This is a genomic window from Streptomyces sp. NPDC005784 (assembly GCF_042871525.1).
Classification (GTDB): Bacteria; Actinomycetota; Actinomycetes; order Streptomycetales; family Streptomycetaceae; genus Streptomyces.
The window spans coordinates 63,280-89,950 of the sequence record NZ_JBIAIQ010000007.1 but is presented as its reverse complement, the minus strand read 5'-3'; the positions used below and the strand labels follow the sequence as shown (position 1 = coordinate 89,950).

Here is a 26,671-nt window from a genome sequence, read left to right as displayed (position 1 = left end):
CGGACGGAGCCGGGTAAGGCGTGTCCGTGTTGTGCCTCCCCGAGTACACCTGTGTCCTGCGCGACTGCTTCGCCGCCGACGGCTACCTGCCCCTGCCGACCCTGGTGCCACCCGAGGTGCTGCCGGTCCTCGACAGCGAGGTGCGACGGCTGGCAAGACTTGCCGCACGGCGAGACTTCGACATGGAATGCATGGATCGCTCGCCCCGCCACATGACCACACTCGGCGGCCACGTCATCGCCCGGGAATCCGAGCTGATCCCGCGGCTGTACCGCGACGAGCATCTGCTCGGCCTGCTCGGCCGGATCGCAGGCATTGAGGCCGTCCCGGTGAAGGAGCCGCTCGAACGGCACGTCATCAACAGCCTCCACCAGCAGGGGGACACCCACGGCGCTCACACCGACGACTACCCCCTGGCCCTGGTGCTGTTCATCGAGGCACCTGCCGACCCCGCCCACGGCGGACTACTGGAGTACGTCCCCCACACCGTCGAACTGGACACCCTGCAGACCGCCACGGCCCGCCGGGCCCACCACCGGCCCGGCGACGGCTACCTGCTGCGCAGCGACACCACCGCCCACCGCGTCACCCCGCTCCGCCACCCCGGCCTGCGCCGTACAGTCCTCAACTTCGCCTACACCACCTCGGACCGGCAACGGGCTGTGACCCCTTCCAGCTCCCAGCTGTACTGATTACGGCACACCAGCTCCAGGCGTGACCGGATCGGTCCGCAGCCGGACCCGATGAGGTCTGTTCCCACGGTGTGCGGGCCGGTCAGAGTAGAGGCATGACCCGAGCACTGATCGTCATCGATGTCCAGGAATCCTTCCGCGCCCGACCCCTGTGGGAGACCATCTCCAACCCGAAGATCACCGACCAGGTGGACCGGCTGGTCACGCTCGCCCGCAGCGCCGGCGACACGGTGGTGTGGGTGCTGCACTCGGAGCCCGGCAGCGGCGACGTGTTCGACCCCGCCCTCGGCCATGTCCGGCTCATGGAGGAGCTCCGGCGCCAGGACGGCGAACCGCTGATCCACAAGACCTCGCACAACGCCTTCACCACCACCAACCTTCAGCAGCTCCTCACCGAACGCGGTGTCCGCGAGCTCACCGTCTGCGGAATCCGCACCGAGCAGTGCGTGGAGACCACCACCCGCCTCGCGAGCGACCTCGGCTACCAGGTCACCTTCGTCTCCGACGCCACCGCGACCAACCCCATCCCGCACCGGGACGCGCCCGCGGACCAGAGCGTGGCCGAACTGCTCGCGGACCCCCGCACCCTCAGTGCCGAGGAGGTCATCAGGCGCACCGAGTACGCCCTGGCCGGGCGCTTCGCCACCATCGCCACGGTGGACGAGCTGGAGATCTCGGCCGCGTCTCGGGCATGATGACCGGATCGTGAGCCACATCGTCTTCTTCCTGGTGCCCGGAGTCCATCTGCTGGACCTGGCCGGCCCCGCGCAGGTCTTCTCCACGGCCTCCGACTTCGGGCACCCGTACACCCTCGACTACGTCGCCGAGCAGCCGCAGATCCCCACCGCGCAGGGGCTGCCACTGGTGACCCGGCTCGACTGGCCCGAGCTCGGTCCCGAGGATCTGATCGTCGTGCCCGGCTGGCAGGCGCTCACCCTCACCGACGGCCCTCTCATCGGTGAATCCAGCCTCCGGGTCCTCCGGGAACACCACGCCAGGGGCGGAACCGTCGCCAGTGTCTGCGCGGGAGCCGACGCGCTCGGCCGGGCCGGACTCCTCGACGGCCGTCGCTGCACCACGCACCACGACGTCCAGGACGATCTCGCCCGCCGCTACCCCCGGGCCGCCGTGGTCCGCGATGTCCTGTACACCGAGGACGACCGGGTGGTCACCTCGGCGGGCATCGCCAGCGGGATCGATCTCGCCCTGCACCTGATCGCCACCCGGCACGGCCCGGCCGTGGGCGCGCAGGTGGCGCGGGACATGGTGGTCTACGCACGACGCAACGGCCACGAACCCCAGGCCAGCGCGATGCTCCGGTACCGGTCCCACCTGGACGACACCGTGCACCGCGCGCAGGACCTGCTCGACACCCGCTTCGACCGGCCGGTGCCCCTGCCGGAGCTGGCCGCGGCCGTGGGCGTCAGCGAACGCACCCTCACCCGCCTCTTCACCCGCGCCACCGACGGCCTCACACCGCTGCGCTATCAGCAGGCCCTGCGTCTGGAACGCGCCGAGCACCTCATCAGCCACGGCGTCACCGTCGACGCCGCCGCCCGCGCGGTGGGCTTCGAGGACGCCCGCATGCTGCGCCGCCTGCGCGCCCGCGCGACCTGAACCGCGACGAGCGGACTCACCAACGGGACTCACGTGGGAGCCTCAGGTCTCCTGGCCCGCTCCCGTGAGCGTGGCCCGCTGGCGCGCGGCGCGTACGGCCGCCGTCAACGAGGCGATGTCGTAGGCGCCGTAGTGACGGCGGCCGTTGACGAAGAACGTCGGAGTGCCCGAAACACCGCTGAGGTCCGCCGACTCGACGTCCATGGCCACCCGGGCCGCGCTCGCGCCGTCCCGGAGGTCCTCGCGGAAGCGGCCACTGTCGAGGTCGAGGCGAGCGGCGTACCGGAACAGGTCCTTCGGCCCCAGGTCGCCCTGGTGTCCCATGAGGAGGTCGTGCATCTCCCAGTAGCGGTTCTGGCGGGCCGCGGCCTCGGCGGCCTGCGCGGCGAGCTGGGCGTTGGGGTGCACGTCGTTGAGCGGGAGATGGCGCCATACGTAGCGGACGTCGCCGAAGTCGGCGAGCAGTTCGCGCACCACGGACTCGGCCAGACCGCAGTAGGGACACTCGAAGTCGCCGTACTCGACGAGGGTCACGGGCGCGTCGAGCGGCCCCCGCACATGGTCGCGCTCCACATCGACGGGTTCGCTGAGGTCCACGATGCTCTGGCCGGTGCCGAGGAGCGCCCGCGCGCGGGAGCGCCCGGTGAGCGCACCGATCACCAGGGTGACGGCCCAGGTCAGGAGGAACGAGCACGCGACCGCGGCCAGAATGCCGACCTTCGCCTGCGCCAGACGGTCGCCGGTGAAGGCCAGCGACGCGATCAGCAGCGCCACGGTGAAGCCCACACCGGCCAGTGTGCCCCCGGCCGTGATGGCGCCCCAGCCCACGGGCGGGTGAAGACGTCCTCGGGCGGCGCGCGTGGTGAGCCAGGTGCCGCCGATGATGCCGACGGGCTTGCCCAGCAGGTAGCCGAAGAGGATGCCGAGGGTGACCGGTGAGGTGAAGGCGTCGGCGAGCTGACCGGCGCTCAGGGTGATTCCGGCGTTGGCGAGGGCGAACAGCGGCACGATCACGTAGCTGGTCCAGGGATGGAACATCTGCTGGAGCCGCTCGTTCGGGGAGAGCGTCGAGGCGAGACCGCGCCGCACCGTGCGCTCCAGCTCCGGGGTCGGCTGCTCGCGGAAACGCCGGAACAGCCGGCTGGCATGTTCCAGATCGCTGCGCTCCGCCGAGTACGCGTACGTCAGCATGCCCATCGCGAGACCTGTCACCACCGGGTCGATGCCCGACTTCAGGAGCGCCACCCAGATCGCCACGCCCAGCACGCCGTACAGGGACGGAATCCGTGCGCCGATGGTGCGCCGCAGCAGCAGGACGACCACGAACAGGCCGAGTGCCGTCAGCAACGCGGGCAGCGAGATGGCGTCGCTGTAGGCGACGACGATGATGGCCAGCGCCAGGAAGTCGTCCACCACGGCGACGGTGAGCATGAAGACGCGGAGATTGGTGGGCAGTCGTGAGCCGAAGATGGCCAGCATGCCCAGGGCGAAGGCGGTGTCGGTCGACATGGCGGCACCCCAGCCGTGCGCCGCGGAGCCATGGCCCGAGGTGATGGCCAGGTACACGACGACGGGGACGATCATGCCGCTGAGACCCGCCAGCAGCGGCAGGGTGACCCGGCGGCGTTCTCGCAGCTCGCCCAGGTCGAACTCGCGGCGCGCCTCCAGGCCGACGACGAAGAAGAACAGCGTCATCAGGCCGCTGTTCACCCATTCGCGCAGGTCCATCGACACTCCGCCCGACCCGATACGGATCGACAGCTCGGTGCCCCACACGCTCTCGTACGAGTCGGGACCGATGTTGGCCCAGGCCAGCGCCACCAAGGTGGCGGCGAGCAGCACGGCGGCGCTGCCGGTCTCCGTCCGCAGGAACGAGCGCAACGGGCTGCGGGCGCGGTTGCCGCACTGAGTCTGACCTGACAGGGGCGGCGTCTCGGATGGCATGGTCACCCTCCGATTCTCGCCCCGGACCCGATACTTCCCCAGACGACGGGTGCCCGGACCGACGGGGGTGCCAGGACCGAGCAGGATTCGGGGGTGCCAGGACCGATCAGCATTCGAGGGTGCCCGGACCGATCAGGATTGGAGAAGCGCCGACGACCGGGCCTCACCTGGCGTGGCGCATGGACACCGTCCCCTCACATCGGCCGGCACCGACGGTGACGTACGCCGTGGTCGGTGGCCACGACCGCGCGGACGGAGTCGGCGAAGGAGAACCCGGCGTACCGCGCGAAGCTGGTTGGATCGAGGCAGGCGATGCCGGCGGAGACCGTGAAGGCGGCCCCGCCCGACAGATGGAGACACGATGAGCAAGGCCACGAGGACGGACACGCAGCCGCCCGCGCCGCATGGTGCCGACAGCCACGATCTGATCCGCGTGCTCGGCGCGCGGGAGAACAATCTCAAGGACGTCAGCATCGAGATCCCGAAGCGCCGGCTGACGGTGTTCACCGGCGTGTCCGGCTCGGGCAAGAGCTCGCTGGTGTTCAACACGATCGCCGCCGAGTCGCAGCGCCTGATCAACGAGACCTACAGCAGCTTCGTGCAGGGCTTCATGCCCACGCTCGCGCGGCCGGAGGTCGACGTCCTCGAAGGTCTGACCACCGCGATCATCGTCGACCAGCAGCGGATGGGTGCCGACCCCCGCTCCACGGTCGGCACCGCCACCGACGCCAACGCGATGCTGCGCATCCTCTTCAGCCGGCTCGGCAAGCCGCACATCGGCCCGCCCAGCGCGTACGCCTTCAACGTCCCCTCGGTCACGGCGAGCGGTGCCATCACCGTCGAGCGCGGAGCCAAGAAGGCGGTGAAGGCGACCTTCAACCGCACCGGCGGCATGTGCGTGCTCTGCGAAGGCCGGGGCGCGGTCTCCGACATCGACCTCACCCAGCTCTACGACGACACCAAGTCGCTCAACGACGGCGCGATCACCATCCCCGGCTACGGCTCGGACGGCTGGAACATGCGCCTCTACAAGGAGTCGGGCTTCGTCGACCCGGACAAGCCGATCCGCAAGTACACGAAGAAGGAACTGCACGACTTCCTTCACCACGAGCCGGTCAGGATGAAGATCGCGGGCATCAACATGACCTACGAGGGTCTGATCCCGCGGATCCAGAAGTCGATGCTCTCCAAGGACAAGGAGGCGATGCAGCCGCACATCCGGGCGTTCGTGGACCGGGCCGTCGCCTTCACCACCTGCCCCGAGTGCGACGGCACCCGGCTCAGCGAGGGCGCCCGTTCGTCGAAGATCAAGCGGATCAGCATCGCCGACGCCTGCGGGATGCAGATCAGCGACCTGGCCGAATGGGTCCGCGGTCTCGACGAGCCCTCGGTGGCACCGCTGCTCTCCGCACTCCAGCAGACCCTCGACTCGTTCGTGGAGATCGGCCTCGGCTACCTCGCCCTGGACCGGCCTGCGGGCACGCTGTCCGGCGGCGAGGCACAGCGCGTCAAGATGATCCGCCACCTCGGCTCCTCGCTCACCGACGTCACCTACGTCTTCGACGAGCCCACGGCGGGCCTGCACCCCCATGACATCCAGCGGATGAACGACCTGTTGCTGCGGCTGCGGGACAAGGGCAACACGGTGCTCGTCGTGGAGCACAAGCCGGAGACCATCGTGATCGCCGACCACGTCGTCGACCTCGGCCCCGGCGCCGGTACGGGCGGCGGCTCCGTCTGCTTCGAGGGCACGGTCGAGGAACTGCGGACCGGCGGCACCGTCACCGGCCGCCACTTCGACGACCGGGCCTCCGTCAAGGAGACGCTGCGCAAGCCCACCGGCACGCTGGAGATCCGCGGCGCGTCGGCGAACAACCTGCGGGATGTCGACGTCGACATCCCGCTCGGGATGCTGGTCGTCGTCACCGGCGTCGCCGGGTCCGGCAAGAGCTCGCTCGTGCACGGGTCCATCCCGGCCGGTGAAGGTGTGGTCTCGGTCGACCAGGCGCCGATCCGGGGTTCGCGGCGGAGCAACCCGGCGACGTACACCGGTCTGCTCGACCCGATCCGCAAGTCCTTCGCGAAGGCCAACGACGTGAAGCCGGCGCTGTTCAGCGCCAACTCCGAGGGCGCGTGCCCCACCTGCAACGGCGCGGGCGTCATCTACACGGACCTGGCGATGATGGCCGGCGTCGCCACGACCTGTGAGGACTGCGAGGGCAAGCGGTTCGACGCGTCGGTCCTGGAGTACCACCTGGGCGGCCGTGACATCAGCGAGGTGCTCGCGATGTCGGTGGACGAGGCCGAGGAGTTCTTCGGCGCCGGTGAGGCGCACACGCCGGCCGCGCAGCGCATCCTTGGGCGGCTCGCCGATGTCGGGCTCGGCTACCTCACCCTCGGACAGCCGCTCACCACGCTGTCCGGCGGCGAGCGACAGCGGCTCAAGCTCGCCACGCACCTGGGCGACAAGGGCGGCGTCTACGTCCTCGACGAGCCGACCACCGGCCTGCACCTCGCCGACGTCGAGCAGTTGCTCGGTCTGCTCGACCGGATCGTCGACTCGGGCAAGTCGGTCATCGTCGTCGAGCACCACCAGGCGGTCATGGCACACGCCGACTGGATCATCGACCTCGGCCCCGGCGCCGGTCACGACGGCGGCCGGCTCGTCTTCGAGGGCACGCCGGCCGACCTCGTCGCCGCCCGCGCCACCCTCACCGGCGAACACCTCGCGGCCTACGTCGGCGCCTGACCGGGTCCGCGCGGACACCTGGGACGAGTTCCGGACGCTGCCCGAACCGGTCCCACGTGTCCGCCGGCCACGGACGGACGGCGGAAGCCCGGCACCGGTCCGGCAGGGAGTAGAGAAGTGTCGGACGCCGCCGAACGGAGCCTGCCCCGACCGCAGGTGGCGACCCGCCAGTGGAGCCGGCCGGGGTCAGGACGGGCGCCGCGGGACCCACCGGGCTCCGCGCGCGCCCTGCCCGAAATGCACCTACGGTTGACGCACAGAGTGGCGCCCGCGGACAGCGACTCCTTCCGCTTCCAGCGCCCCCGTCAGTGCATCAGGAGGCCGGCCGCCATGACCACCGCATCCGAAACCCCTGTCCTGGACACCATAGCCGCCATGACCGTCGACTCCCTGGAGCGGTGCGGACTGCCGATGGACCAGCTCCTCCTCACCCGTATCGCCGCGCTCGCGGCCTCGGACGCGCCGCCCATCTCCTACCTCGCGCACATCGGCCCCGCCATCAAGGCCGATCTGCCCATGGCCGCGGTGCAGGACGTCCTGGTGGCCATCGCCCCCATCGTGGGTACGGCCCGTGTCATGACGGCGGCGGGCAACATCGCCGCGGCGTTCGGCATCGCGATCGCCGTGGCCGAGGAGGAGATCGCGGCGGAGGCCGCCGCCGAGGGCGGGATTTGAGGGGCGAGCGCTGAATACGATCGCTGAATGAACACAGGCGCTGGAGACGGGCCCGGAGGACGAGTGATGACCAACGTTGCCCGCGACGAGTGCTGAACACGAGCGCCGGGCACGTGTGTTGAGGCCGGGCGCCGAGGGTCAGTACACCCGGGGATCAGGGTTTCCGTTCCTCCGGGGGCCTGTTGCTCTCCGCGCCCGGCCCCGACAGGTTCTGTTGGTGTCTTCCTTGCTGGACCGCCGAAACGAGCAGCCGGGCGGCCACACCGATCAACAGCAGGTTCACCGTCATCTGCCCCGTGACCAGCAGCCGGGCCGTTTCGCTGCGCGCAGTGATGTCTCCGAAGCCGACGGTGCTGAAGACCGTCATGGTGAAGTACAGGGAGTCGCTGCGCGACAGCGACTCGCTGAAGCTGCTTGCCGCGCTGTGCTCCATCAGGTAGTAGACCGTCGCGAAGAGGAGCAGGTAGAGCGGTGCGGTGGTTGCCAGAGCCTCCATCGCGCGCAACTCGGGCCGCGGCGCCCGGGTGATCTCGCGGATCTGCCAGGCCAGAAGCAGCGCCACCAGCACGATGCCACCGACGAGCGCGAGGACCGTGCCCGGGGTGAAGGCGGAGTCGAGCGGGAGCCGGAAGTAGGCGGTGACGAGGATCGCTGAGGTCAGAAGGGATCGCATGGTGGCGCGGAGCGCCTCCCGGCGGTGCCTCCTCGACTTCCTGTCCACCGCTCCGCCCCGATACCCGCCGCCGTGACCGCGCGACCGTACCGGCTCGCGGATTCACCAACCCTTCCTGATGCCAGGGGTGCGACGCGGCAGGCGCACCACGTGCTCACCGGGATGGCGGTGTGCTCTTTGGCCGGACCGGAGGAACGCGATGGCGCCGAACCGTCCGGGCGCTCCGCTCCACCCGGCTCCACCGGCCCGTCGTGCTCATGGCCGGATCAGCGTCACCTCGCGACGGTGGGAGCCCTGGACCTCGGGGGACCAGTCGCCGGTGCAGTAGACGGACACCTCGCTCATCGAGTTGTCACGTACGTCGGCGCGGAGCAGTTCGCGGCAGTACCAGGTGCCGTCGGCGTCCTCCCAGCGCTCCTCGAACTCGATGACGATGCCGGTCCCGGTGACGTCGGCACGGTGGCGTGGCACGGTGCCGAGGAAGGGATGGCTGGTTCGGCGCAGGGCCACGAGGTTGTCCCGGCCGGACGTCTGGAGCCGCCACTGGGGCAGGCTGAGGTCCACGAACACATCGTCCGTGAAGAGTCCGGCCGGGGCGCTGTTCGTCTGCAGGAACTCCAAGAAGAGATCGGCGAGTTCCTTGGCCCGGCGGGCGTCGAGGGTGCTCATGACGGTGCCTCCGCGAGATTGCGGCCGATGACCCACATGGTGCGGTCCAGTTCGGTGGTGGGGCTGAACTCGACGACTTCGGTACCGGCGAAGAGGAGGGGCAGGTGGCCCGGTGCGCCGTAATAGGCGTCTCCGGCGTGGAAGACCTCGTCGTGGTCGACGTACCTGAACACGATCTTTCCGGAGATCACCTGGCCCCAGTGCGGGCACTGGCACCGGTCGTCGGGCAGCCCCTGGAAGAGCGGCGCCGGATCCATGTCCGCCTTCATGGTCTCGTACGAGACGGTGTACGGGCCGACCTCGGCGTACCGGCCCTCGATCACCGGCTCGTCCACCTTGAGCTCCGCCTCTGCTTTGGCTGTGCGTGGCATGACGTCCTGCCCTTCGTTCGCCGGCCGTACCCGGTCGTACGGCGCCTTCACTCATCAGGCGTGAGGTCGGACGGCACGGTGTGAGGTGACGGCTCACCGGTGTCGATCGTGTGGCGGCGGCCCGGCTCCCGGACTCACAGGCGCCAGGCGGGCGGGTTCTCGGGCTCGTAGACGCAGAGGGTGCCCGTGCGCACGGCGGTCTCCAGATGGCGTCCGAGTTCCGGGTGGACCGCCGCGACCCGGCGTACGGCGGCGCGGACGCGTGCCGTGACGGCCGTGCGGGCGCGTTCCGCGGGGGAACCGGCGCGGCGGACGTGCCCGCCGATGCCGTACGCGGCGGACAGCTGGCGGACGAGCGCGTCCTTCTCCTCCGCGATCCGGTGCGACCGCGCGGCGTCCCCGCCCGCGTCGGCGTCCTCGGCCTCCTCCTCCAGCTCCCGCAGCCGTCGCCGGTACGCGGCGCGCGCGTCGGCGTCGATCACCTCACCCAGGTCACCGGGAGGGTGCATGTCCGCTGTGGCCGTACCACCGCCGACGGCGGTGGCACCGGGTGTCGCCAGATCGACCGCCGGGACCGGGGTTCCCGGCCGTCCGAGGAGCACCGCGATGTCGCGCAGCCCCTTGCTGTCCGGGAGACGGGCCTCCCGGCCGGCGTAGACGAGGTGCCACAGCGGGCCTTCGCGGCGGAAGAGCGGTACGGGGAGGGCAGCTTCCGGCTGCTGCGCAAGGGTGTTGGGCCGCGCCGCTGGGGGGCGGGCCGAGTTCTGGAGTCCGGCGTTGGTGGGGCGGGCCGAGTTCTGGGGTCGGGCATCGGCGGAGACCGGGAGTGGCACGCCGTCCCTCGTGCCGCCCTGCGCCCGGGCCGTGCCGCCGCGTGACGCGGTCGGTGTCGGATCGGCTGTCCCGGTTCCGCCCTCCGGAACGCCCGGCGTCCCCACCGTCTCCCGCCCGATGCGCTCGGCGAGGGCGACCGCTCCGGCCTCCATGGCGGCCCGCAGGGCGCGGTCACGGTGGTGGCGGGCCGTGCGCTCGTCACCCATGGACCGGGCCAGGAGCGCCAGATGACGGTCGACCGGGCCCCGGATCGCCGCGCCGATGCCCTCCACCACGAACAGGCCCGCGTACGGTGCCAGGGCGTCGTAGAGCAGGGGTGCGGAGGGGTGGGTGCCCACCGCGCCGACGGTCTCCGCGGCCTGCGCCGTCATCGGCAGCCACTCGCTGTCCCGGGGAGCTCGGACGAGCGACGGCATCACCGCTGCCAGGCGCCGAGAAGCCTCCTCCGGACGGCCGAGCTGCGCGGCGAGCAGGCCCAGCGTGACGCGTGGCCACACGCCCGGCATCCGCTCCAACGGCGCCCGGTCGCGCAGCTGTTGCAGGTTGTCCCGGTCGCCGGTCTCCGCGTACAGACACCAGCGCTGCGTCTCCGCGAGCAGCGCGGCGTTGGCGCTGCCCGCCGCGCCGCCCAGGGTCTCCACCTCGTCGAGCGCGGCGGCACAGTCGTCGTATCTCCCCTCCATCAGGGCCCGGGTGCCGCGCCACAGCGGCACGTACCACGCGTACAGCGGTCGCCGCAGCGGCCGGGCCGCCGCTTCGTACGCCGTTGCCTCGGTGTCGGCCTCGGCGAACGAGCCGGTCTCCATCAGCGCGACCAACCGCAGCCGTCGGCCGAGGAGTTCGAGGGCGAGGTCGCGCCGGGAACGGGCCACGGAGATGATCTCCTGCGACCAGTCGAGGCGGTCGCGGCAGTGGTCGGGGCCGGGCCGGGCGTCGCACAGGGCCGCGAGCGCCGGTCCGAGGGTTGCCGGGTCGCCGACCTCACGGGCCGTGGCCACAGCTTCCTGGGCGAGAGCCACCCGGTGTCCCTCCGGTTCGAGGAGAGCCGCCGCGAGGGACAGCCGGGCCGTCACGGCGGCGCGCAGCGCGGCGTGCGCCGGATCACCCGCGAGGCAGGAGCGCGCCTCGCCGAGCAGGTCGACCTGCTCACGATCGGCCACATCGACCTCGAAGCCGACGGGACCCGTGCCAAGGCCCAGCGCGGCCCGCGCGAGCAGATCGGGCCGTCCCGCCCTGCGGGCGAGCGAAGCGGCGCGCAGCAGCGCGGAACGGGCCGCCGCCCAATCGCCGGACCCGAGCCGCGCCGCCCCGAGCCCGAGCAGCACCTCGACGCGCTCCTCGGCGTCACCGAGCCCCCGATCGGCGGCCTCACCACCCGCGACGGTCCCGGCGGCCTCACCACCCGCGACGGTCCCGGGAGACCCACCGCGACCGGGACCGGCTCCGGCACCAGCCCTGGCCCCGGCTCCTGCCCCGGCTCCGGCACCAGCCCTGGCCCCGGCTCCCGCCCCGGCTCCGGCACCGGCGCTGTCCCCAGCACCCGCCCCGGCTCCGGCCCTGGCACCTGCTCCGGCTCCGGCCCTGGCACCTGCCCCGGCACCGGCGCTGTCCCCGGCAGCCGCCCCGGCTCCGGCACCCGCACCGGCCCCGGCGCTGTCCCCGGCACCTGCCCCGGCTCCGGCGCCCGCACCGGCGCCCGCACCGGCGCCCGCACCGGCGCTGTCCCCGGCTTGCTCCGTCGCGTCGATGCCACCGGTGGCGTACGCCTGCTCGGCTCTTTCGTACCAGCGCGCCGCCTCCTCGAACGCGAGAAGCGCCGCGGCACGGTCGGCGGCCTCCCGGCAGTACCCGGCGGCCTCGCGTGCGTGTTCCGGGCCGGAGAGCAGGAGGTGGTGGGCGACCTCGGCGGGGCCGGTGTCGCGGCCGCGCCGGGCGTAGTCGGCCAGAACGGCCGCGACCGCATGGTGCAGCACGGCCCGCTCACCGGGCGCCGGCCTCCCGGACAGGGCCTCGCGCAGGAGGTCGTGCCGGAAGCGGCCCTCGTTCGCCCCGGCCTCCGCCAGGAGTCCCGCTCCCGCCGCCTCCCCGAGCAGCGCGCGCACCTCGTCGAGGGGCACGGCGGCGGCATCGGCGAGCACGTCGAGCCGGAACCGCGTTCCCAGCAGGGCGGCGATGTCCAGCAACTGCGCGGCGCGGGGCGACAGTTCGGCGGTACGGGCACGGACCGCGTCGCGCACCCGGACGGAGGCGGCCGTCGCCGGGACGCCGGAAGCGGGCCCGTCGAGGCCGCCGCCCGCCCGGAGGAGCTCCGTCACGAAGAACGCGTCACCGCCCGTGTACCGGGCCAGGACATGCACGGCGGAAGGCGCGGGCGCGTTGCCCGTGGCGGCGTCGAGCAGCGCCGCCACGTCCTTCTCCCGGAGCGGTCCCACCGGCAGCGCGCGGCCGCGGCGCAGCAGCTGAGTGCGCGCCCAGGCGCGGTCGTGCCAGGCGGTGTCGTCATCGCGGGCCGTGGCCAGCAGCAGGACCCGGGCACCGCGCACGGCGTCCGAGGCCTCCAGCAGCAGCCGCAGCGAGGAGGCGTCGGCCGCGTGGACGTCGTCGAGCACCAGCAGCAGCGGCCGCTGCCGTGCCACCGTCGTGAGGACCTCGGTGACGTCCCCCGCCAGTCTCAGCCGCGCCGCCTCGGGGTCCGGGTCCCGGTCCGCGCCGGCCGCGGACCCGGCGAGCAGCGCCCGCAACGACGGTGACGCGGCGACCAGCCGCCCGCAGCGCACATCGTCCACGACGAGTTCGCGCAGCAGCCGCGACCAGGGCCTCAGCGCATGCTCGACGGCGTCCGGCGGGCACCATGTCCACACCGTGCGAAAGCCCTCGGCGCGGGCGGCGGCCTCCTCGGCGAGGCGGGTCTTGCCCGCTCCCGCCGCCCCCGTCAGGGTGACGAGCCCGCCCCTGCCCGTGGCAGCGCGCTCCTCCGCCTCTCGGAGCTCGCCGAGTACGTCCTCGCGTCCCACGAACGGGAAACCCGTCACCATGGCAGTCCTCGTCGGTCCTTCGCCGCTCCGCCCCTCCGTAGAGCGTAGGCAGGAGACACGAAGCCCGCGAGGCACGGACACGCAGGCGGAGCCGACGATCAGGCGGTGGCAGGGGTGAGGAACACGGGTCCTCGTCCCGGTTGGCGGCTCCGATCAGGCACGTCACCGTGACACCCGCGGGCATGACGCCGCCGGAGACCTCCACCTCCGTGGCGGACTGCCGCATGATCATGTGGACCGGAGGGGGTAACGCAAGGTCTCGGCGCCGACCGCCGGCAGCAGGCTGCGGAACGCCTTGTCGGCGTGCTGAAAACCTGTCGCGTGTGGGGTGATCGGGTTGGTAGGAAGGGGAGATGACTACGCGTGATCTTGACCCACTGGAGTGTCTGCTTGCCGAACGTGCCTGTGAGCGGCTGGTCTTGGAGCTGGTTCATCGGCTCGACCTCGGTGAGCCGAGTACGGTCTGCGACCTCTTCACGCCCGACGGTGTGTGGGAATGGCCGTACGACGGACGACGGATCGAAGGCCGGGAAGCTCTGCGCGCCTACTTCGGCTCTCGGCCCGTGGACCGCCTGTCCCGGAGGATGTGCACGAACATCCTGGTCACCGTCGACTCACCGGACACCGCCTCGGCGACGACCTACTTCGCCACCTACCGCGTCGACGGCTACACGGAGGGCACGTTGGTTCCGTCCCGGCCGCCCGCGAACGTAGGGCACTACGAGGACACCTTCCGCAGGGTTGACGGCACTTGGCTCATGGCGACCCGCAGGCTCGTCCTGCCCTTCGGCGGGCCGACGGAACGCCTGGAGGCGCCGACCGGTTCTCCCGCGTCCGTGTGACGCCGCCACGGGCAACTGGCGGGTGTGTTCGGCTCGTTGGCCGGGTGCTCGCCGTAGCGGTAGGCCGGGGCCCGGGGGCCGGATGTCGGCAGCCGGATGTCGGAGACCGGAGACCGGATTTCGGATGCCGTCCGAATGGCGACGTGTCGTGCGGGGGCCGGGCCGTGGAGATCGCGGTCCGGCCGAGGTGAAGACGTTGCTTCAGCCCGGTGTCGCCGCCCGGTAGGGGCGGAAGAACGCGCGCAGTTCCTCCGCGTAGAGCTCGGGCTCCTCGAAGGGGGCGAAGTGGCCGCCACGGGCCGGCTCGGTGAAACGCGTGAGGTTCGTCGTGCGCTCGAGCCACGCCCGCGGCGGGCGGACCACGTCGCCGGAGAAGATCGAGAAGCCGGAGGGCACCTCGACCCGGCGGGCCAGCTGCGCGGGCGGGATCGCGCTGTTCGCGCGGTACATGCGCATCGACGAGCCGATCGTCCCCGTGAGCCAGTAGATCGTCACGTTCGTGAGGATCTCGTCCTTGGTGAAGGACCGTTCGATGTCGCCGTCGCAGTCGCTCCACGCCCGGAGTTTCTCGACGATCCAGGCGGCGAGCCCGGCCGGCGAGTCGGTGAGCCCCACGGCGGCGGTCTGGGGCTTCGTGCGGTGCATGGCGGCGTACGCACCCTCGGTACCGCCCCAGATCGCGGCGCCCTCCATCCACGCGCGTTCCTCGGGTGTCAGGTCGGCGGGGTCCCCGGGGAAGACGGGGAGACCACCGTCCGTGCGGTGGACTGCCACGACGCGCTCGGGGTGGTCGAGCGCGAGGTAGCGGCTCACATGGCTGCCGAGGTCACCGCCGGCCGCACCGAAGCGCTCGTATCCGAGGACGTTCATGAGTTCGGCCCACAGACCGGCGACGGCGATGGAGTCGAGCGGCGGGCCGGTGGGGCGTTCGGAGTATCCGTAGCCGGGAATGTCGGGCACGATCACATCGAACGCGTCGGCGGGATCGCCCCCGTGCGCGCCGGGGTCGGTCAGCAGCGGAATCACCTTCGTGTACCGCCAGAACGAGTCGGGCCACCCATGGCTGAGCACCAGCGGCAGGACCGGCCCGGCCGGTGCGACCGCTCGGGCGTGCACGAAGTGGATCCCGAGACCGCCGAGCCGGACGCGGAAGTGGGGGAGCCGGGCGAGCGCCGCTTCCTGCGTCGGCCAGTCGAAGCCGTCGGCCCAGTACGCGACGAGCTCGCGGAGGTAGCCGAGGTCGGTCCCGAGTGACCACCCGGCGTCTTCGGGGGCGTCCGGCCAGCGTGTCATGCGCAGTCGTGAGCGGAGGTCTTCCAGTGCCGACGGGGCGGTCTGCGGAGTGAACGGCTCGGGGCGAGGCGCGGCATCAGACATGAGCCGCATCCTATGGAGCGTGCCGGGCGACTCCTCGAACGCGCCGACCAGGCGTGGCGCCCACTCGCGACGCTCGTGTTCCCCGGGCGGCGTCAACTGACGTCTGTGGCCGGAGCCGTGCGGTCGGAACGGTCCGACACTTGACGCTTGACGCCGGCATCTCCTCCGCCCACAGGGATCAACCGGCCCGGTCCCCGTACGCGGCCCTGCTGGCCTCGATCTCGGCGATGTGCTCGATCGCCCAGCCGGCCAGCGCGAGGGCAGGCTGGATCAGGCTCTGCCCGGTGGGGGTCAGCGCGTACTCGACGCGTGGCGGGACCTCCGCGTACGCCGTCCGGGACACCAGGCCGTCGCGCTCCAGGTTCCGCAGGGTCAGCGTGAGCATCCGCTGCGAGATGCCGGGTATCTGCCGCTGGAGGTCGGTGAAGCGCAGGCGTCCCTGCTCGAGGGTCGTCACGATCAGCAGTGTCCACTTGTCGCAGATCCGGTCGAGCACGGCGCGGATCGTCTGCCCGCCGTCCCCGCGGATCATGCATGTGTGCTCGTAGCGCGACATGACAGCTCCCTGTAGGTAGCGCACACCCATGTGCCTTTTGTAAGCCCCCCGACAGTGACTCATCATGAGGCAACTCACGCCTGGTAACCATTGTGCAAGGGGCCCTTATGGACGTCGCCTACTGGATCGTCGCGGCGCTGCTGGCGGCGTTCTACCTCTATGCCGGAGGCATCAAGATCCTGCAGAGCCAGGAGCGGCTTCAGCCCATGATGGGGTGGGTCGACCGCGTTCCCATGCCGGTCGTCCGGCTCATCGGGACGCTGGAGGTCCTCGGCGCGGCAGGCCTCGTCCTGCCGCCCCTCACCGGCATCGCGCCCTGGCTCGCCGTCGTCGCGGCGACAGGCCTCGTCCTGATCCAGGTCGGCGGAATCACCGTCCACGTCTCTCGCGGCGAGACACGGATGATCGGCCTCAACATCGTTCTGCTGGTGGCCGCCGCGGCGGCCGTCCGGCTGGGGACCACCTGGCTCTGACCGATCCGCCGCGCACAACGGCGCACAAGACGCCGCACGCAACGCCGCACGCAACGCCGCACGCAACGCAAAGGGCGGGAGCCCGGCAGGTGGTGCCGACTCCCGCCCCGGAACGCGACCGCTCAGGTGCGGTAGGCGTAGTACGCGGCGTTGGGGTACGACGCGATGATGCTCGCCAACGACCTGTTGTAGGTGTTGTTGGAGTGGTACGACACGTACGGCACGCCCTGAGGGCTGCGGTACGTGACGATCATGGTGTGGTCCTTGGACCCGTCCTTGTTGAAGTCCTCCTGCACCACGTCACCGACGTCCGCCTGGTAGACGTTGGCGAGGCTGGTGGCCCGCTTGGAGGACAGGGCGAACCACGAGAACTCGTTGACGCCGACGAACGAGTCCGACTGGATGTCGGAGTTGCCGAACCACTTGTGGAAGTCGTTCGTGTAACCCGGAACGTGCTTCCAGCCACCGGCCTTCAGAGCCTGGCTGACGAAGTTGGTGCAGTCGCCGCCGGCGCCCTCCCCGTTGAAGTTCGGGTAGGCCGGGTTGTAGTTGTTCCAGTACTTCGCCACGTACGCCGCCATGGCCTTGTAGTCCAAGCCGGTGGCCGAGAAGTTCTTCGGCTTGGCCGGCGCGGGCTGCGTGATGGCGGAACGGGTCGCCGACGGCGGGGTGTTGCCGCCGGTCATCGGCGTGGCCGTGTACGTGGTGGCCGCGACCTGGTTGACCGCGACCCCGTCGTCCGTGTCACGGATGTTGGTGAGCTGCCAGTCGCCCTTGTGGTCGGCCTTGAACGTCAGCGTGTGGTGCGCCTCGAAGCCGGTGGTCTTCGGCTCCGTGCCCTTGGCCTTGTCGTACGCCAGCGTCGTCGTCTCGGTGACGTCGACAGTGGCGTGACGGCCCTTCACCACCGTACGGTCCAGCGACACAGTCGTGTTGGCCGAGCGGTACTTCTCGCCGAGCTCCGCCAGACGGGCCTTGCGGCTCTCCAGCTTCGCCAGCGCGGACTTCTCGGCACGCGACTGGGTCGAGGACAGCCGCACGTCGCCGGAGAACCGCGACGTCTTCTGCTTCGCTCCGTCGTTGTCCACCAGGGCGTCGGTGCGGTCGGTGAAGACCGCGTCCGCGAGCCGCTGGAAGGTGGCCTTGGTCGACGCGTCCACCTTGGGGTCGGCGGTGACACTCGCCGCGCCCGCGGACCAGTTGGGCAGCAGGGCTGCGCCGGCGACGACCGAGGCGGCGGCCGCCCCGATTATGGTTGCTCGTTGCCGCTTACGGCTCAGTTTCCTTGATTTCAATGGTGTTCCCCTCTACGCCGGTATTCGATACCGGAGCCGCATCCTCGCACGGCGTGTGTGGCTCCTGTGAAGGGGGTTGCCGAAGCGGTATCGAGGTGAGACGGCGGAAAGCCGCAGCTCCGCGCTCGAAAGGGCAATCCCGGCAACTAGCCGTCCCTGCCGGGCCCGGCCGCCGGTTCCGGGGCCGTCCGGCCGGAGGCGGCGGGCCTTCGCCGATTCCGGTGAGGGAGCGTCACCTGCAGCTATGAGGAGTTGTACTGGGGGAGCGGACGCTACGTCAGACCGCGGTGTCCGGTGTTCGGTGTTCGGGCAGGCGGTGCGAGTGGCCGGCGCAGATGGGGGGCGCAAGCGGTCGTCGCTGGTCCGCCGGAGAGCCACGACCCGCACGCCCACGTACCCTTTTCACTGTGGCAGCATCCCCTTTGCATCACGTCGCCGTCCTCGTGCTCGAGGGTGCCAAACCACTCGATGTCGGTATTGCCGCGCAGGTGTTCACCACCCGGGCGAGCATGCCGTACGAGGTGCGGGTGTGCGGCGCCGAACCCGGTCTGGTGACCGGCGGCGACGGCCTGTCGTACCACGTCGCCCACGGCCTCGAACAACTCGCGTGGGCCGACCTCGTCTTCGTCCCCGGCTACCGGTCTCCGGACCGCGAGGACCCGCCAAAGGCCGTCGTCGGCGCGCTGATCGAGGCTCATGACCGGGGCGCACGGCTCGCCGCCATCTCGACGGGCGCCTTCGCCCTCGCCGCCACGGGGCTGCTCGACGGCAAGCGTGCCACGACGCACTGGCACTACACACGGGCGCTCGCGGCGAAACACCCGCTCATCAAGGTCGACGAGAACGTCCTCTTCGTCGACGAGGGGAGCGTGCTCACGTCGGCCGGCGCGGCCTCGGGCATCGACCTGTGCCTGCACATCCTGCGCGGCGACCTCGGTGTGGCCGCGTCGAACCATGCGGCCCGGCGCCTCGTCGCGGCCCCCTACCGCAGCGGCGGCCAGGCGCAGTACGTGCCGCGCAGCGTGCCCGAACCGCTTGGCGAACGATTCGCCGCCACCCGCGAGTGGGCCCTGCACCGGCTCGGTGAACCCCTCTCCCTCGAGGCCCTCGCCCAGCACGCCGCGGTGTCGCCGCGCACCTTCTCGCGGCGCTTCGCCGACGACACGGGGTACACGCCGATGCAATGGGTCATGCGAGCCCGTATCGACATGGCCCGCGAACTCCTGGAGCGTTCGCAATGGAGTGTCGAGCAGATCGCCGCGGGCGCGGGTCTCGGCACCGGTGCCAATCTGCGGCTGCACTTCCAGCGGATCCTCGGCACCACCCCGAGCGAATACCGGCGCACGTTCACCCAGGGCGAATAGCGCACCCTCACGCAGGGCGACCGGCTCGCCGACGAGCGGCCCCCCATCCTGTGGCGCGATCCTTGCGGACCGTGGCGATCCCGCCGCTGTCACGGCCCGACGCCGCACGTGAATCTGAGGGGGAGCCGAAGGGACACCACTCATGACTCGTATCGCCATCAATGGATTTGGCCGCATCGGACGCAATGTGCTGCGCGCGCTGCTCGAACGCGACACCGACCTGGAAGTCGTCGCGGTCAACGACCTGACGGAGCCCGCCACGCTCGCGCGGCTCCTCGCCTACGACTCGACGGCCGGCAGACTCGGCCGTCCGGTGACCGTCGACGGGGACACCCTCGTCGTCGACGGCAGGCGCATCAAGGTACTGGCCGAGCGTGAACCGGGGCAGCTGCCCTGGGCCGAGCTCGGAGTCGACGTCGTACTGGAGGCCACCGGCCGTTTCACCACGGCCAAGGCCGCCGGAGCCCACCTCGACGCCGGTGCGAAGAAGGTTCTCGTCAGCGCGCCGGCGGAGGGCGCCGATGTGACGCTCGCGTTCGGCGTCAACAACGACGCCTACGACCCGGCCGTGCACACGATCGTCTCGAACGCGTCGTGCACGACCAACGCGCTCGCGCCGCTGGCCGCGGTGCTCGACGAACTCGCCGGTATCGAGCACGGCTTCATGACGACGGTGCACGCCTACACCCAGGAACAGAACCTGCAGGACGGCCCGCACCGGGACGCCCGCCGCGCCCGTGCCGCCGCTGTCAACATCGTGCCGACCACTACCGGCGCCGCCAAGGCGATCGGCCTGGTGCTGCCGAACCTCGACGGCAAGCTGTCGGGCGATTCGATCCGGGTGCCGGTTCCGGTGGGCTCGATCGTCGAACTCAACACCACGGTGGCCCGCGATGTGACACGCGACGAGGTCCTCGCGGCCTACCGCGCCGCGGCCGAGGGGCCGCTCGCGGGCGTTCTGGAGTACTCCGAGGACGCACTGGTGTCGTCCGACATCACGGGCAACCCGGCCTCGTCGATCTTCGACTCGGCCCTCACCCGCGTCGACGGCCGTCATATCAAGGTGGTCGCCTGGTACGACAACGAGTGGGGCTTCTCCAACCGTGTCATCGACACACTCCAACTCCTCACCACCGGCTGACCCGACAGCGCGGCGGCCTCGCTGCTGCTTCCGCGCCCGGTGACGACGGCGGCAGAGAGGGTCGCTGCCGTCGTCGGAAACCCCGGCCTTCCCGCCGAGGACACGCACTGGTTCTCGACCGGGCGAGGTGCCGGCGCACCCGCGTCGCCGCTCACCGGGCTGCCCCTGAGTCTTCCGCCGAGCGCGGTGCGGCAGGATGGGGGCATGAGCGTAGTCAAGATCAACGTACTGGCCGTACCTGCCGAGCAGCGGGAGACGCTGGAGAAGCGCTTCGCCTCCCGCGCCCATGCCGTTGAGGGCTCCGACGGGTTCGAGTGGTTCGAGCTCCTCCGGCCCGTCGAAGGCACCGACAGCTACCTCGTCTACACCCGCTGGCGTGACGAGGAGTCCTTCCAGGCCTGGATGGAGGGCCCGATGAAGGCCGCCCACCAGGGCGGTGACGCGCAGGGCGCCGAGCGTCCCAAGCCCGCGGCGAGCGGGTCCACGCTGTGGTCCTTCGAGGTCGTGCAGCAGGCGGCGCCGACCCAGCCGTAGTCAGGTCGTCGCGCGAACGGCCGGCGGCGCCTGAGCGCCGCGGGCCGGGAGCGCCGCAACAGTGGATGAGGCATCGCGCGCGGCGGGAGGCGGCGGCAGCGCGCGCCACGCGCACCGGGGCTGCCGAGCCGGAGGTCAACTTCCGCCGCGGAACGGTAGTTGACCTGCGCCGGTGACCAGAGCGCCGACTCGCGCGGCCATCAGTGTGGTGACCCGCGCGTGGACCGGGAGGGCGCCATGCCTGCGCTCAAGGGCTCGGCGTGGTCGCGGGCCGGGTCTGCCCGGTGAGGGTCTCGAAGGCGGCCAGGCCGGTGTCGATGAGTGTGGCCGCGCGCCGGACGTCCGCGGTCACCGCCTCATGGACCTGTTCGGGTGAGCGGACCCCGTCCAGGTGTTTGCGCAGGCTCTGGAACTGGATGCTCCACAGTCCGAGCAGAGCGGTCGCCGCGATCTGCGGCTCCGGGGCGTCCGGGCTCATACGGGTGCGCTGGGCCAGCACCTCGGCCGCGACCGCGACGAGTCGGTCGGTCATGTCGCGGTGGTAGGCCCGCAGTGAGGGCGTGGACCTGGTCAGCGCGCCGAAGCGTCCGACCTTCGCGGCGGCCTCGACGGGGTCGTCCTGCGCCGCGATCCAGGACGTCATGCCGCGCAGCTCGCCCGAGAGGATCTGAAGCACCGCCTCGACCGCGGAGCGGGCCGGATCGGCCAGGGCGACGCGCAGGGCGGCCATCGTGGTCTCGCCGAGGTCCAGGACGAGCGATTCCTTGGTCGGGAAGTAGTTGAAGACCGTCTTCTCCGAAACCCCGCACACCTCGGCGATCTCCGCCACGCGGACGGCGTCGAAGCCGTGCTCCATGAACATCTCGGTCGCGGTATCGGACAGGCGTTGCCGCGTCAGGCGCTTCTTGCGCTCCCGCAGTCCCTCGGCCTCGGGCTCCTCGGCCTGCTGACGCCAGGCCGTCCAGTCCACTGTGCTCATGGCAGCAGCGTAGACCAGTGGCGAAATTATTACTGTTACTATAAAATTTCAGTCGCTGAAACGAACTGCTGTGATGATCTGCTTTGGTGATTCGTTGAGGCGACTTGCTGTGGTGATCCGCTGTGGTGATCCACGCAGCCCTGTCATCCCTACGTTCTTGGGAGCTCGCATGAGCGCCATCCACATAGTCAACGACTACCCGCATCCGCCCGCGAAGGTCTGGCGCGCAGTGACCGACCCCGAGCTCATCCCGCTGTGGACCGCGACCGGCGCCGGCGGGCGACCGGAAGGGTTCGCCACCGACGTCGGCACCGAGTTCCGGTTCGTCGCGAAGCCGAAGCCCGGTTGGAGCGGCATTGTCGACTGCGTCGTCCTGGAGGCCGACGAGCCCCGACTGCTGCGCTACTCGTGGACCGACCACGGCGGCGGCGAGACGACCGAGGTCGCCTACCGGATCCAGCCTCATGCCGCAGGGACGCGGTTCACCTTCGACCACACGGGCTTCACGGGAACCGGTGGTCTCTTCGTGGCCCAGATCCTGGGCCACGTCCGGCGGAAGATGCTGCGCGTCGGTCTGTCCGCCGTGCTGAACCAACTCGACGAGACGGGCAGCCTCCGTGCCGGAAGCACGCTCAAGCCGAAGATCTAGCAGCGCGCCCCGCGCGGTTGGTCACGGGATGCCGACTTCGAACAGGACGTATCCGGCGTAGGAGCCCGAGGCGAGTGCCGCGATGGTGAGGACCGTGCACAGGGCCGGAGTGCCGAGTCGGCGCATGGCGGTGGCGCAGGGGATGAGGAGGGGGAAGGCCGGGAGCAGGTAGCGGCAGACGTTGCCGAAGATCTGCTGGCTTCCCAGGACGAGCGCGATCGTCAGGAGGGTGTGGACGGTCAGCACGAGTGGCGGGCGCAGCCGGAACAGCAGAGGCAGGACGAGCAGGGCCAGCAGGACGGTGCCGCCGGCGATGACGTCTTCGAAGGGGTAGGCGTAGAGGTAGTCGTAGTGGCCGACCATGAGTGATGCGAACACCTTGATGGTGTGCCGGCCGTAGTCGAAGGTGTGGGCCCAGGCACCGTCCTGCAGTTTGAAGTACCCGCCGTAGTCGCCCAAGCGGTAGCCCACCCAGCCGAGATAGCCGGCCAGACCGATCGGGGCGATCACGACCGCCGCGAGCGGGCGCAGGGCCGCGTCCCAGCGCCCTGTCCCGTCAGGGGCGGGGGAGTCTCCCCAACGGTGTACCGCGCGTCTGTGCCGGAGCAGTTCCACCAGTACGGCGAGGGTGAGCGCCGCGATCAGTGCGGTGGCCGTCGGCCGGGTGAGGCCCGCGGCGCAGGTCAGGAGGCCGGCGGTGAACCAGTTCCGGCGCATGACGGCGTAGCAGGCCCACGCGGCGAGGGCGATGTACAGGGATTCCGAGTAGCCGGACCACTCCATGCCCGAGCCGGGCCACACGGCCCAGAGCCCGGCGGCGGCCAGCCCGGCGCGCCGACCGCTGATCCGGGCGGTCACGGCGTACACGGCGAGTGCGGCCGCGAACGAGGCGGCGACGGAGACCACCAGGCCCGCACCGAGCAGACCGAGTCCGGTGCAGGAGGAGACCAGGCGCATCAGGGCGGGGTACAGCGGGAAGAACGCCGCGGAGTTGCCCTCGAGGGTGATCAGGCCGGTGGCACCGGGCACGGGTATCAGCGCGGGGTGGTAGCCGTGCGCGGCGATCTGCTGGTACCACCAGCCGTCCCAGGTGGCCAGGACGTCCCAGGTGTGGGCACCGCCGCCGAAGCGGGGGTTCTTCCTGCGGAAGTCCCCGGAGGAGTCCAGCAGGTACATGAAGACGCAGAAGCCGATGAGTTTCATCGCGCCGTACAGGGCCAGGACAGGGGCGTGCTGTCGCGTCGCCCGGCACAGCCGTGCCCACCCGTCACGGGCGCGTTCGCGGGCGTCTTCGCGGGCCGAGGTGCCGGCGGGACCTCCCGGGGGAGGCGGCGCGCTCTCCTCGCCGTGCGCGCGGATGCCGTGGGTCGAGCCGGTGTCGTGGGTCGAGTCGGCGTCGTACTTCGAGTCGGCGTCGTACGTCGAGCGCGCGCCCTGGGCCGGACTCGTGTCGTCCGGCCGTTTGGCCATGGGCCAACGGACCGAGGTGCGGGGCCTGTTGCTCTGCCGCGCCGGGGTGTTCGCGGGGCCGGGGTTGTTCATCGCGGCTCGGCTCCCGTGTCGTCGCCCTGGGCGGCAGCGGTGAACACCCAGGTGCGCAGGAGCAGGAAACGCAGCAGGGTCGCCGCGAGGTTGGCTGTGACGAGGACGGTGATCTCGGTGGTCCGTCCGGGTCCGTGCGTCCAGCGGTGCAGCGCGGCCAATGAGCCGCTGGTGAGCGCGAGGCCGAGGCCGAACACGGCCAGGCCCTTGGCCTGGTGGCGCAGTGCGCCACCCCGGCCGCGCAGCCCGAAGGTGAGCCGTCGGTTCGCGGCCGTGTTGGCGACGGCGCAGACCAACAGCGCCCAGGCGTTGGCGGCCTGAGGTCCCGTCACCGGGCGCAGGACCGTGTAGAGGAGGACGTACCCGATCGTGCTCACCGCGCCCACGGCGCCGAACCGCAGCAGTTGGGCCGTCGGTGAGGCCGGCGGCCCGCCCTCGGAGGCGCGCCCCAGCCGCGCGGTCGGCAGCGTGCCACGGGCCAGCGCGCGGCCGATCCTCGCGATGCCGCGCAGGTCGGCCACGGCCGTGGAGACCAGGTCGACCCGGCTGTCGGGGTCGTCCACCCAGTCGACGGGTACTTCGTGGATACGCAGCCCGGCCCGCTCGGCGATCACCAGCAGCTCCGTGTCGAAGAACCACCCCGAGTCCTCCACGAGGGGCAGCAGTCGCTCGGCGACATCGCGGCGGACGGCCTTGAAACCGCACTGCGCGTCGGAGAAGCCGACGGCGAGAGTGGACCGCAACAGGACGTTGTAGCAACGGGAGATGATCTCCCGCCGGGGGCCCCGGGTCACCCGGGAGCCGCGGGCCAGCCGGGAGCCGATGGCGATGTCGGAGTGCCCGGATATGAGTGGGGCGACCAGCGGCAGGAGCGCGTTCAGCTCGGTGGACAGGTCGACGTCCAGATAGGCGAGCACCGGCGCCTTCGAGCCCGACCACGCGGTGCGCAGGGCCCGGCCGCGTCCCTTCTCGTCGAGTCGTATCCACGTGGCCTCGGGCAGGTCGGCGGCCAGCCGGGCGGCGATCCGCGGGGTGGCGTCGGTGCTGGCGTTGTCGGCGACGGTGATGCGGAACGGGTACGGGAACGTTTCGCGCAGGTGGGCGTGCAGGCGCCGCACACTCGGCTCCAGGTCCGTTTCCTCGTTGAACACGGGGACGACCACGTCCAGCACGGGTTCCGTGTGGTCCGCCGGCAACGGAACGCGGACGGGCAAGCGGACGGGCAGGTGGTCAACGGGCAGGCGGTCAACAGGCAAGCGGTCAGCGGGCAGCCGCTTTCCGGGCTTTCGCTCCACGGGCAGTCCCCTTTCGAGGTCCTTGAAGTCCGCGAAGCCCTCGAAGTCCGGGGGAGCGGAACGCAATGCCTTCGTCATGTTTCGTCCTGTTCTGTGCTCCGTCGCGAGGCAGGCTGAAGACGCTCAGGGCCGAACTGCGCCGGTGGAGTGCGGATATGGGTGCTGTGCGGACAGGGGCCACCGGCAGCCGGGCGGTGGAGGCGGGAGCCTGTCCGGGGGGCGGAACCGGCCCGCGGGAGCGGCCGGCGCGGTTCGTGCCGGAGTTATCGGGTGTTGGTCGCGCCGACTGACGACGGATCGAGGCTCGACGTCGGCAGATATGACGGGGTCTCGCTCGGCGTCACCGGTGCGGTGGCGGGTGCGCTGGTCGTCGCAGTCCCTCCGGGGCCGGAGGAGACAGAGGTCGAACTCCCTGTCGTGGTAGGTGTGTTGGGCGGTCCGGAGATCCCGGCGGTGTTCTCGGCCGAGGCGGTGGCCGACTCGGCGGAGGTCCCACTCGGGGACGAGGTCGGCGACGGGGTGGTGTACGGGGAGGTCGGGGTGGTCGCAGGCCTCGGTACGGGGCCCAGTGGCATGTCGCGGTCCGGGGTGTGCGGCAGCAGGAACAGGCCGACGCTGACCCCGGCGACAGCCAGGACGCAACTCGCGGCCTTCTGTGCCGCGCGGACCCGGCGGCGCACCCGGACACCGTTCCGGAGGCTGTTCTGCTGTGCGGGCTCGAAGGGGGTGTGTTCCTGGGCGTCGCGCATCATCCGCGCCAACTCCCGCTCGAAGTGATCCATGCTTTCCTTCACCCCACCGGCTCGATGACATCCGCCAGGATCTGGCGCAGCCGCGCCACACCGCGTGACGCGTGGGAACGGGCGGTGCCCAGCGGGCAGCCCAGAACCTCCGCGACCTGCCTTTCGGGCAGATCCTGGTAGTAGCGCAGCACTACGGCCGCCCGCTGCCGGGGCGGCAGTTGGGCGAGGGCCGCCTCCAGCCGCGACCTTTCCACCACGGCGGCGGACTCGTCCCCGGTGTGCGCCAGATCCGGCAGTGCCTCCACGGGCCGTTCGCCCCACCACCTTCGCCGTGCGGAGCGGGCGGCCGCGCGGGCCAGCACCTTCCGTACGTACGCCTCGGGCGCCTCGTCCGCGACCTTCGGCCAGACGAACCAGAGCTTGACCAGGGACTCCTGGAGCAGATCCTCGGCGCGGTGCCGGTCACCCGCGCAGAGGAGGCGGGCGAGGTGGAACAACGCCGACCAACGGGCCGCGACGAACGCGTCGAAGCCGTCGATCCCCTCGGCTCTTGTCTGTTCCATCCGCACCGTCCCCGCCCTTGCCACCTTCGTACACCTGGAGAAAGACGCTGGCGGGCGCC

24 protein-coding genes and 1 pseudogene are annotated in these 26,671 nt (G+C 71.1%); 11 read left to right on the top strand and 14 right to left on the bottom strand.

Annotation, left to right across the window (positions count from 1 at the left end):
- The first annotated feature begins 20 nt into the window (after positions 1-20).
- From ACFYR3_RS14610 to ACFYR3_RS14600, 3 genes are all read left to right on the top strand, one after another.
- Positions 21-692, top strand: a complete 672-nt coding sequence (locus ACFYR3_RS14610) for a hypothetical protein (protein ID WP_389283116.1) — start codon at positions 21-23, stop codon at positions 690-692.
- A 95-nt stretch (positions 693-787) separates the two neighbouring features.
- A complete protein-coding gene (locus ACFYR3_RS14605) occupies positions 788-1,387 on the top strand; it encodes a cysteine hydrolase family protein (RefSeq protein ID WP_389283114.1) in 600 nt (199 codons plus the stop codon).
- Between the two features lie 10 nt (positions 1,388-1,397).
- Positions 1,398-2,309, top strand: coding sequence for a GlxA family transcriptional regulator (locus tag ACFYR3_RS14600; RefSeq protein ID WP_389283112.1), 912 nt, complete (start codon positions 1,398-1,400; stop codon positions 2,307-2,309).
- Positions 2,310-2,351: 42 nt separating this feature from the next.
- Here ACFYR3_RS14600 and nhaA read toward each other — a convergent pair whose 3' ends face one another.
- Complete coding sequence (nhaA, locus tag ACFYR3_RS14595; protein ID WP_389283321.1) at positions 2,352-4,253, bottom strand: Na+/H+ antiporter NhaA; 1,902 nt, start codon at positions 4,251-4,253, stop codon at positions 2,352-2,354.
- A 361-nt stretch (positions 4,254-4,614) separates the two neighbouring features.
- Between nhaA and ACFYR3_RS14590 the strand changes: the two genes are divergently transcribed.
- Together ACFYR3_RS14590 and ACFYR3_RS14585 are read left to right on the top strand one after the other, a co-directional pair.
- Positions 4,615-7,002, top strand: a complete 2,388-nt coding sequence (locus ACFYR3_RS14590; RefSeq protein WP_355849271.1) for an excinuclease ABC subunit UvrA — start codon at positions 4,615-4,617, stop codon at positions 7,000-7,002.
- A gap of 330 nt (positions 7,003-7,332) precedes the next feature.
- On the top strand, positions 7,333-7,677 hold the full coding sequence (locus ACFYR3_RS14585; protein ID WP_356779932.1) for a carboxymuconolactone decarboxylase: 345 nt from the start codon (positions 7,333-7,335) through the stop codon (positions 7,675-7,677).
- Positions 7,678-7,831: 154 nt separating this feature from the next.
- On the opposite strand, the gene ACFYR3_RS14580 is transcribed toward ACFYR3_RS14585, so the two are convergent.
- From ACFYR3_RS14580 to ACFYR3_RS14560, 5 genes and pseudogenes are all read right to left on the bottom strand, one after another.
- The gene (locus tag ACFYR3_RS14580) at positions 7,832-8,350 is read right to left on the bottom strand and encodes an ion channel (protein WP_355849277.1); all 519 of its coding nucleotides are present in this window, start codon (positions 8,348-8,350) and stop codon (positions 7,832-7,834) included.
- A gap of 255 nt (positions 8,351-8,605) precedes the next feature.
- Positions 8,606-9,019: a hypothetical protein gene (locus ACFYR3_RS14575; protein ID WP_356779935.1), complete on the bottom strand. Its 414-nt coding sequence runs from the start codon at positions 9,017-9,019 to the stop codon at positions 8,606-8,608.
- Positions 9,016-9,390: a hypothetical protein gene (locus tag ACFYR3_RS14570; RefSeq protein ID WP_389283109.1), complete on the bottom strand. Its 375-nt coding sequence runs from the start codon at positions 9,388-9,390 to the stop codon at positions 9,016-9,018. Before ACFYR3_RS14570 ends, ACFYR3_RS14575 begins: the two co-directional genes overlap by 4 nt.
- A 134-nt stretch (positions 9,391-9,524) precedes the next feature.
- A complete protein-coding gene (locus ACFYR3_RS14565) occupies positions 9,525-13,259 on the bottom strand; it encodes an ATP-binding protein (protein ID WP_389283107.1) in 3,735 nt (1,244 codons plus the stop codon).
- Positions 13,260-13,371: 112 nt separating this feature from the next.
- Positions 13,372-13,547, bottom strand: a pseudogene (locus ACFYR3_RS14560) (cytochrome P450); the annotation flags it as partial.
- 65 nt (positions 13,548-13,612) lie between these two features.
- Between ACFYR3_RS14560 and ACFYR3_RS14555 the strand changes: the two are divergent.
- Positions 13,613-14,101 carry a nuclear transport factor 2 family protein gene (locus ACFYR3_RS14555; RefSeq protein WP_355843467.1) on the top strand — a complete coding sequence of 163 codons (489 nt, stop codon included), beginning with the start codon at positions 13,613-13,615 and terminating at the stop codon, positions 14,099-14,101.
- A 201-nt stretch (positions 14,102-14,302) separates the two neighbouring features.
- Here ACFYR3_RS14555 and ACFYR3_RS14550 read toward each other — a convergent pair whose 3' ends face one another.
- Both ACFYR3_RS14550 and ACFYR3_RS14545 read right to left on the bottom strand, forming a co-directional pair.
- Positions 14,303-15,478: an epoxide hydrolase gene (locus ACFYR3_RS14550; protein WP_355843465.1), complete on the bottom strand. Its 1,176-nt coding sequence runs from the start codon at positions 15,476-15,478 to the stop codon at positions 14,303-14,305.
- Positions 15,479-15,656: 178 nt separating this feature from the next.
- The gene (locus ACFYR3_RS14545; RefSeq protein WP_355843462.1) at positions 15,657-16,034 is read right to left on the bottom strand and encodes a helix-turn-helix domain-containing protein; all 378 of its coding nucleotides are present in this window, start codon (positions 16,032-16,034) and stop codon (positions 15,657-15,659) included.
- A 107-nt stretch (positions 16,035-16,141) separates the two neighbouring features.
- Between ACFYR3_RS14545 and ACFYR3_RS14540 the strand changes: the two genes are divergently transcribed.
- Complete coding sequence (locus ACFYR3_RS14540) at positions 16,142-16,507, top strand: DoxX family protein (RefSeq protein ID WP_389283104.1); 366 nt, start codon at positions 16,142-16,144, stop codon at positions 16,505-16,507.
- A gap of 122 nt (positions 16,508-16,629) precedes the next feature.
- On the opposite strand, the gene ACFYR3_RS14535 is transcribed toward ACFYR3_RS14540, so the two are convergent.
- A complete protein-coding gene (locus ACFYR3_RS14535) occupies positions 16,630-17,802 on the bottom strand; it encodes an amidase domain-containing protein (protein WP_356779948.1) in 1,173 nt (390 codons plus the stop codon).
- Between the two features lie 407 nt (positions 17,803-18,209).
- Here ACFYR3_RS14535 and ACFYR3_RS14530 point away from each other — a divergent pair, with 407 nt between their 5' ends.
- The 3 genes from ACFYR3_RS14530 to ACFYR3_RS14520 all read left to right on the top strand — a co-directional run bounded on the left by ACFYR3_RS14530 (position 18,210) and on the right by ACFYR3_RS14520 (position 20,841).
- Complete coding sequence (locus ACFYR3_RS14530) at positions 18,210-19,166, top strand: helix-turn-helix domain-containing protein (RefSeq protein ID WP_355843453.1); 957 nt, start codon at positions 18,210-18,212, stop codon at positions 19,164-19,166.
- A 142-nt stretch (positions 19,167-19,308) separates the two neighbouring features.
- Positions 19,309-20,307 carry a type I glyceraldehyde-3-phosphate dehydrogenase gene (gap, locus tag ACFYR3_RS14525; RefSeq protein ID WP_355843450.1) on the top strand — a complete coding sequence of 333 codons (999 nt, stop codon included), beginning with the start codon at positions 19,309-19,311 and terminating at the stop codon, positions 20,305-20,307.
- Positions 20,308-20,511: 204 nt separating this feature from the next.
- Complete coding sequence (locus ACFYR3_RS14520) at positions 20,512-20,841, top strand: antibiotic biosynthesis monooxygenase (protein ID WP_355843447.1); 330 nt, start codon at positions 20,512-20,514, stop codon at positions 20,839-20,841.
- Between the two features lie 247 nt (positions 20,842-21,088).
- Here the strand turns inward: ACFYR3_RS14520 and ACFYR3_RS14515 are convergent, their stop codons facing one another.
- Positions 21,089-21,820, bottom strand: a complete 732-nt coding sequence (locus tag ACFYR3_RS14515; RefSeq protein ID WP_356779953.1) for a TetR family transcriptional regulator — start codon at positions 21,818-21,820, stop codon at positions 21,089-21,091.
- A 169-nt stretch (positions 21,821-21,989) separates the two neighbouring features.
- On the opposite strand from ACFYR3_RS14515, the gene ACFYR3_RS14510 reads away from it, so the two are divergent.
- Positions 21,990-22,469 carry an SRPBCC domain-containing protein gene (locus tag ACFYR3_RS14510; RefSeq protein ID WP_355843441.1) on the top strand — a complete coding sequence of 160 codons (480 nt, stop codon included), beginning with the start codon at positions 21,990-21,992 and terminating at the stop codon, positions 22,467-22,469.
- Between the two features lie 21 nt (positions 22,470-22,490).
- Here the strand turns inward: ACFYR3_RS14510 and ACFYR3_RS14505 are convergent, their stop codons facing one another.
- The 4 genes from ACFYR3_RS14505 to ACFYR3_RS14490 form a co-directional block, all read right to left on the bottom strand.
- The gene (locus ACFYR3_RS14505; RefSeq protein ID WP_389283319.1) at positions 22,491-23,672 is read right to left on the bottom strand and encodes a hypothetical protein; all 1,182 of its coding nucleotides are present in this window, start codon (positions 23,670-23,672) and stop codon (positions 22,491-22,493) included.
- A 335-nt stretch (positions 23,673-24,007) separates the two neighbouring features.
- Positions 24,008-25,384 carry a bifunctional glycosyltransferase family 2/GtrA family protein gene (locus ACFYR3_RS14500; protein ID WP_355843438.1) on the bottom strand — a complete coding sequence of 459 codons (1,377 nt, stop codon included), beginning with the start codon at positions 25,382-25,384 and terminating at the stop codon, positions 24,008-24,010.
- A 185-nt stretch (positions 25,385-25,569) separates the two neighbouring features.
- Positions 25,570-26,088 (bottom strand): hypothetical protein, encoded by a 519-nt coding sequence (locus ACFYR3_RS14495; RefSeq protein ID WP_355843435.1) that lies wholly within the window; start codon positions 26,086-26,088, stop codon positions 25,570-25,572.
- 8 nt (positions 26,089-26,096) lie between these two features.
- Entirely contained in the window at positions 26,097-26,612 is a 516-nt protein-coding gene (locus ACFYR3_RS14490) for a SigE family RNA polymerase sigma factor (protein WP_355843432.1), read from the bottom strand.
- Positions 26,613-26,671: the final 59 nt, after the last annotated feature.

Coding starts and splice junctions, on each gene's coding strand:
- ACFYR3_RS14605 (WP_389283114.1), top strand. CDS start 788: ATGACCCGAGCACTGATCGTCATCGATGTCCAGGAATCCTTCCGCGCC.
- nhaA (WP_389283321.1), bottom strand. CDS start 4,253: ATGCCATCCGAGACGCCGCCCCTGTCAGGTCAGACTCAGTGCGGCAAC.
- ACFYR3_RS14590 (WP_355849271.1), top strand. CDS start 4,615: ATGAGCAAGGCCACGAGGACGGACACGCAGCCGCCCGCGCCGCATGGT.
- ACFYR3_RS14585 (WP_356779932.1), top strand. CDS start 7,333: ATGACCACCGCATCCGAAACCCCTGTCCTGGACACCATAGCCGCCATG.
- ACFYR3_RS14580 (WP_355849277.1), bottom strand. CDS start 8,350: ATGCGATCCCTTCTGACCTCAGCGATCCTCGTCACCGCCTACTTCCGG.
- ACFYR3_RS14575 (WP_356779935.1), bottom strand. CDS start 9,019: ATGAGCACCCTCGACGCCCGCCGGGCCAAGGAACTCGCCGATCTCTTC.
- ACFYR3_RS14570 (WP_389283109.1), bottom strand. CDS start 9,390: ATGCCACGCACAGCCAAAGCAGAGGCGGAGCTCAAGGTGGACGAGCCG.
- ACFYR3_RS14565 (WP_389283107.1), bottom strand. CDS start 13,259: ATGGTGACGGGTTTCCCGTTCGTGGGACGCGAGGACGTACTCGGCGAG.
- ACFYR3_RS14555 (WP_355843467.1), top strand. CDS start 13,613: ATGACTACGCGTGATCTTGACCCACTGGAGTGTCTGCTTGCCGAACGT.
- ACFYR3_RS14550 (WP_355843465.1), bottom strand. CDS start 15,478: ATGTCTGATGCCGCGCCTCGCCCCGAGCCGTTCACTCCGCAGACCGCC.
- ACFYR3_RS14545 (WP_355843462.1), bottom strand. CDS start 16,034: ATGTCGCGCTACGAGCACACATGCATGATCCGCGGGGACGGCGGGCAG.
- ACFYR3_RS14540 (WP_389283104.1), top strand. CDS start 16,142: ATGGACGTCGCCTACTGGATCGTCGCGGCGCTGCTGGCGGCGTTCTAC.
- gap (WP_355843450.1), top strand. CDS start 19,309: ATGACTCGTATCGCCATCAATGGATTTGGCCGCATCGGACGCAATGTG.
- ACFYR3_RS14520 (WP_355843447.1), top strand. CDS start 20,512: ATGAGCGTAGTCAAGATCAACGTACTGGCCGTACCTGCCGAGCAGCGG.
- ACFYR3_RS14515 (WP_356779953.1), bottom strand. CDS start 21,820: ATGAGCACAGTGGACTGGACGGCCTGGCGTCAGCAGGCCGAGGAGCCC.
- ACFYR3_RS14510 (WP_355843441.1), top strand. CDS start 21,990: ATGAGCGCCATCCACATAGTCAACGACTACCCGCATCCGCCCGCGAAG.
- ACFYR3_RS14505 (WP_389283319.1), bottom strand. CDS start 23,672: ATGAAACTCATCGGCTTCTGCGTCTTCATGTACCTGCTGGACTCCTCC.
- ACFYR3_RS14500 (WP_355843438.1), bottom strand. CDS start 25,384: ATGACGAAGGCATTGCGTTCCGCTCCCCCGGACTTCGAGGGCTTCGCG.
- ACFYR3_RS14495 (WP_355843435.1), bottom strand. CDS start 26,088: ATGGATCACTTCGAGCGGGAGTTGGCGCGGATGATGCGCGACGCCCAG.
- ACFYR3_RS14490 (WP_355843432.1), bottom strand. CDS start 26,612: ATGGAACAGACAAGAGCCGAGGGGATCGACGGCTTCGACGCGTTCGTC.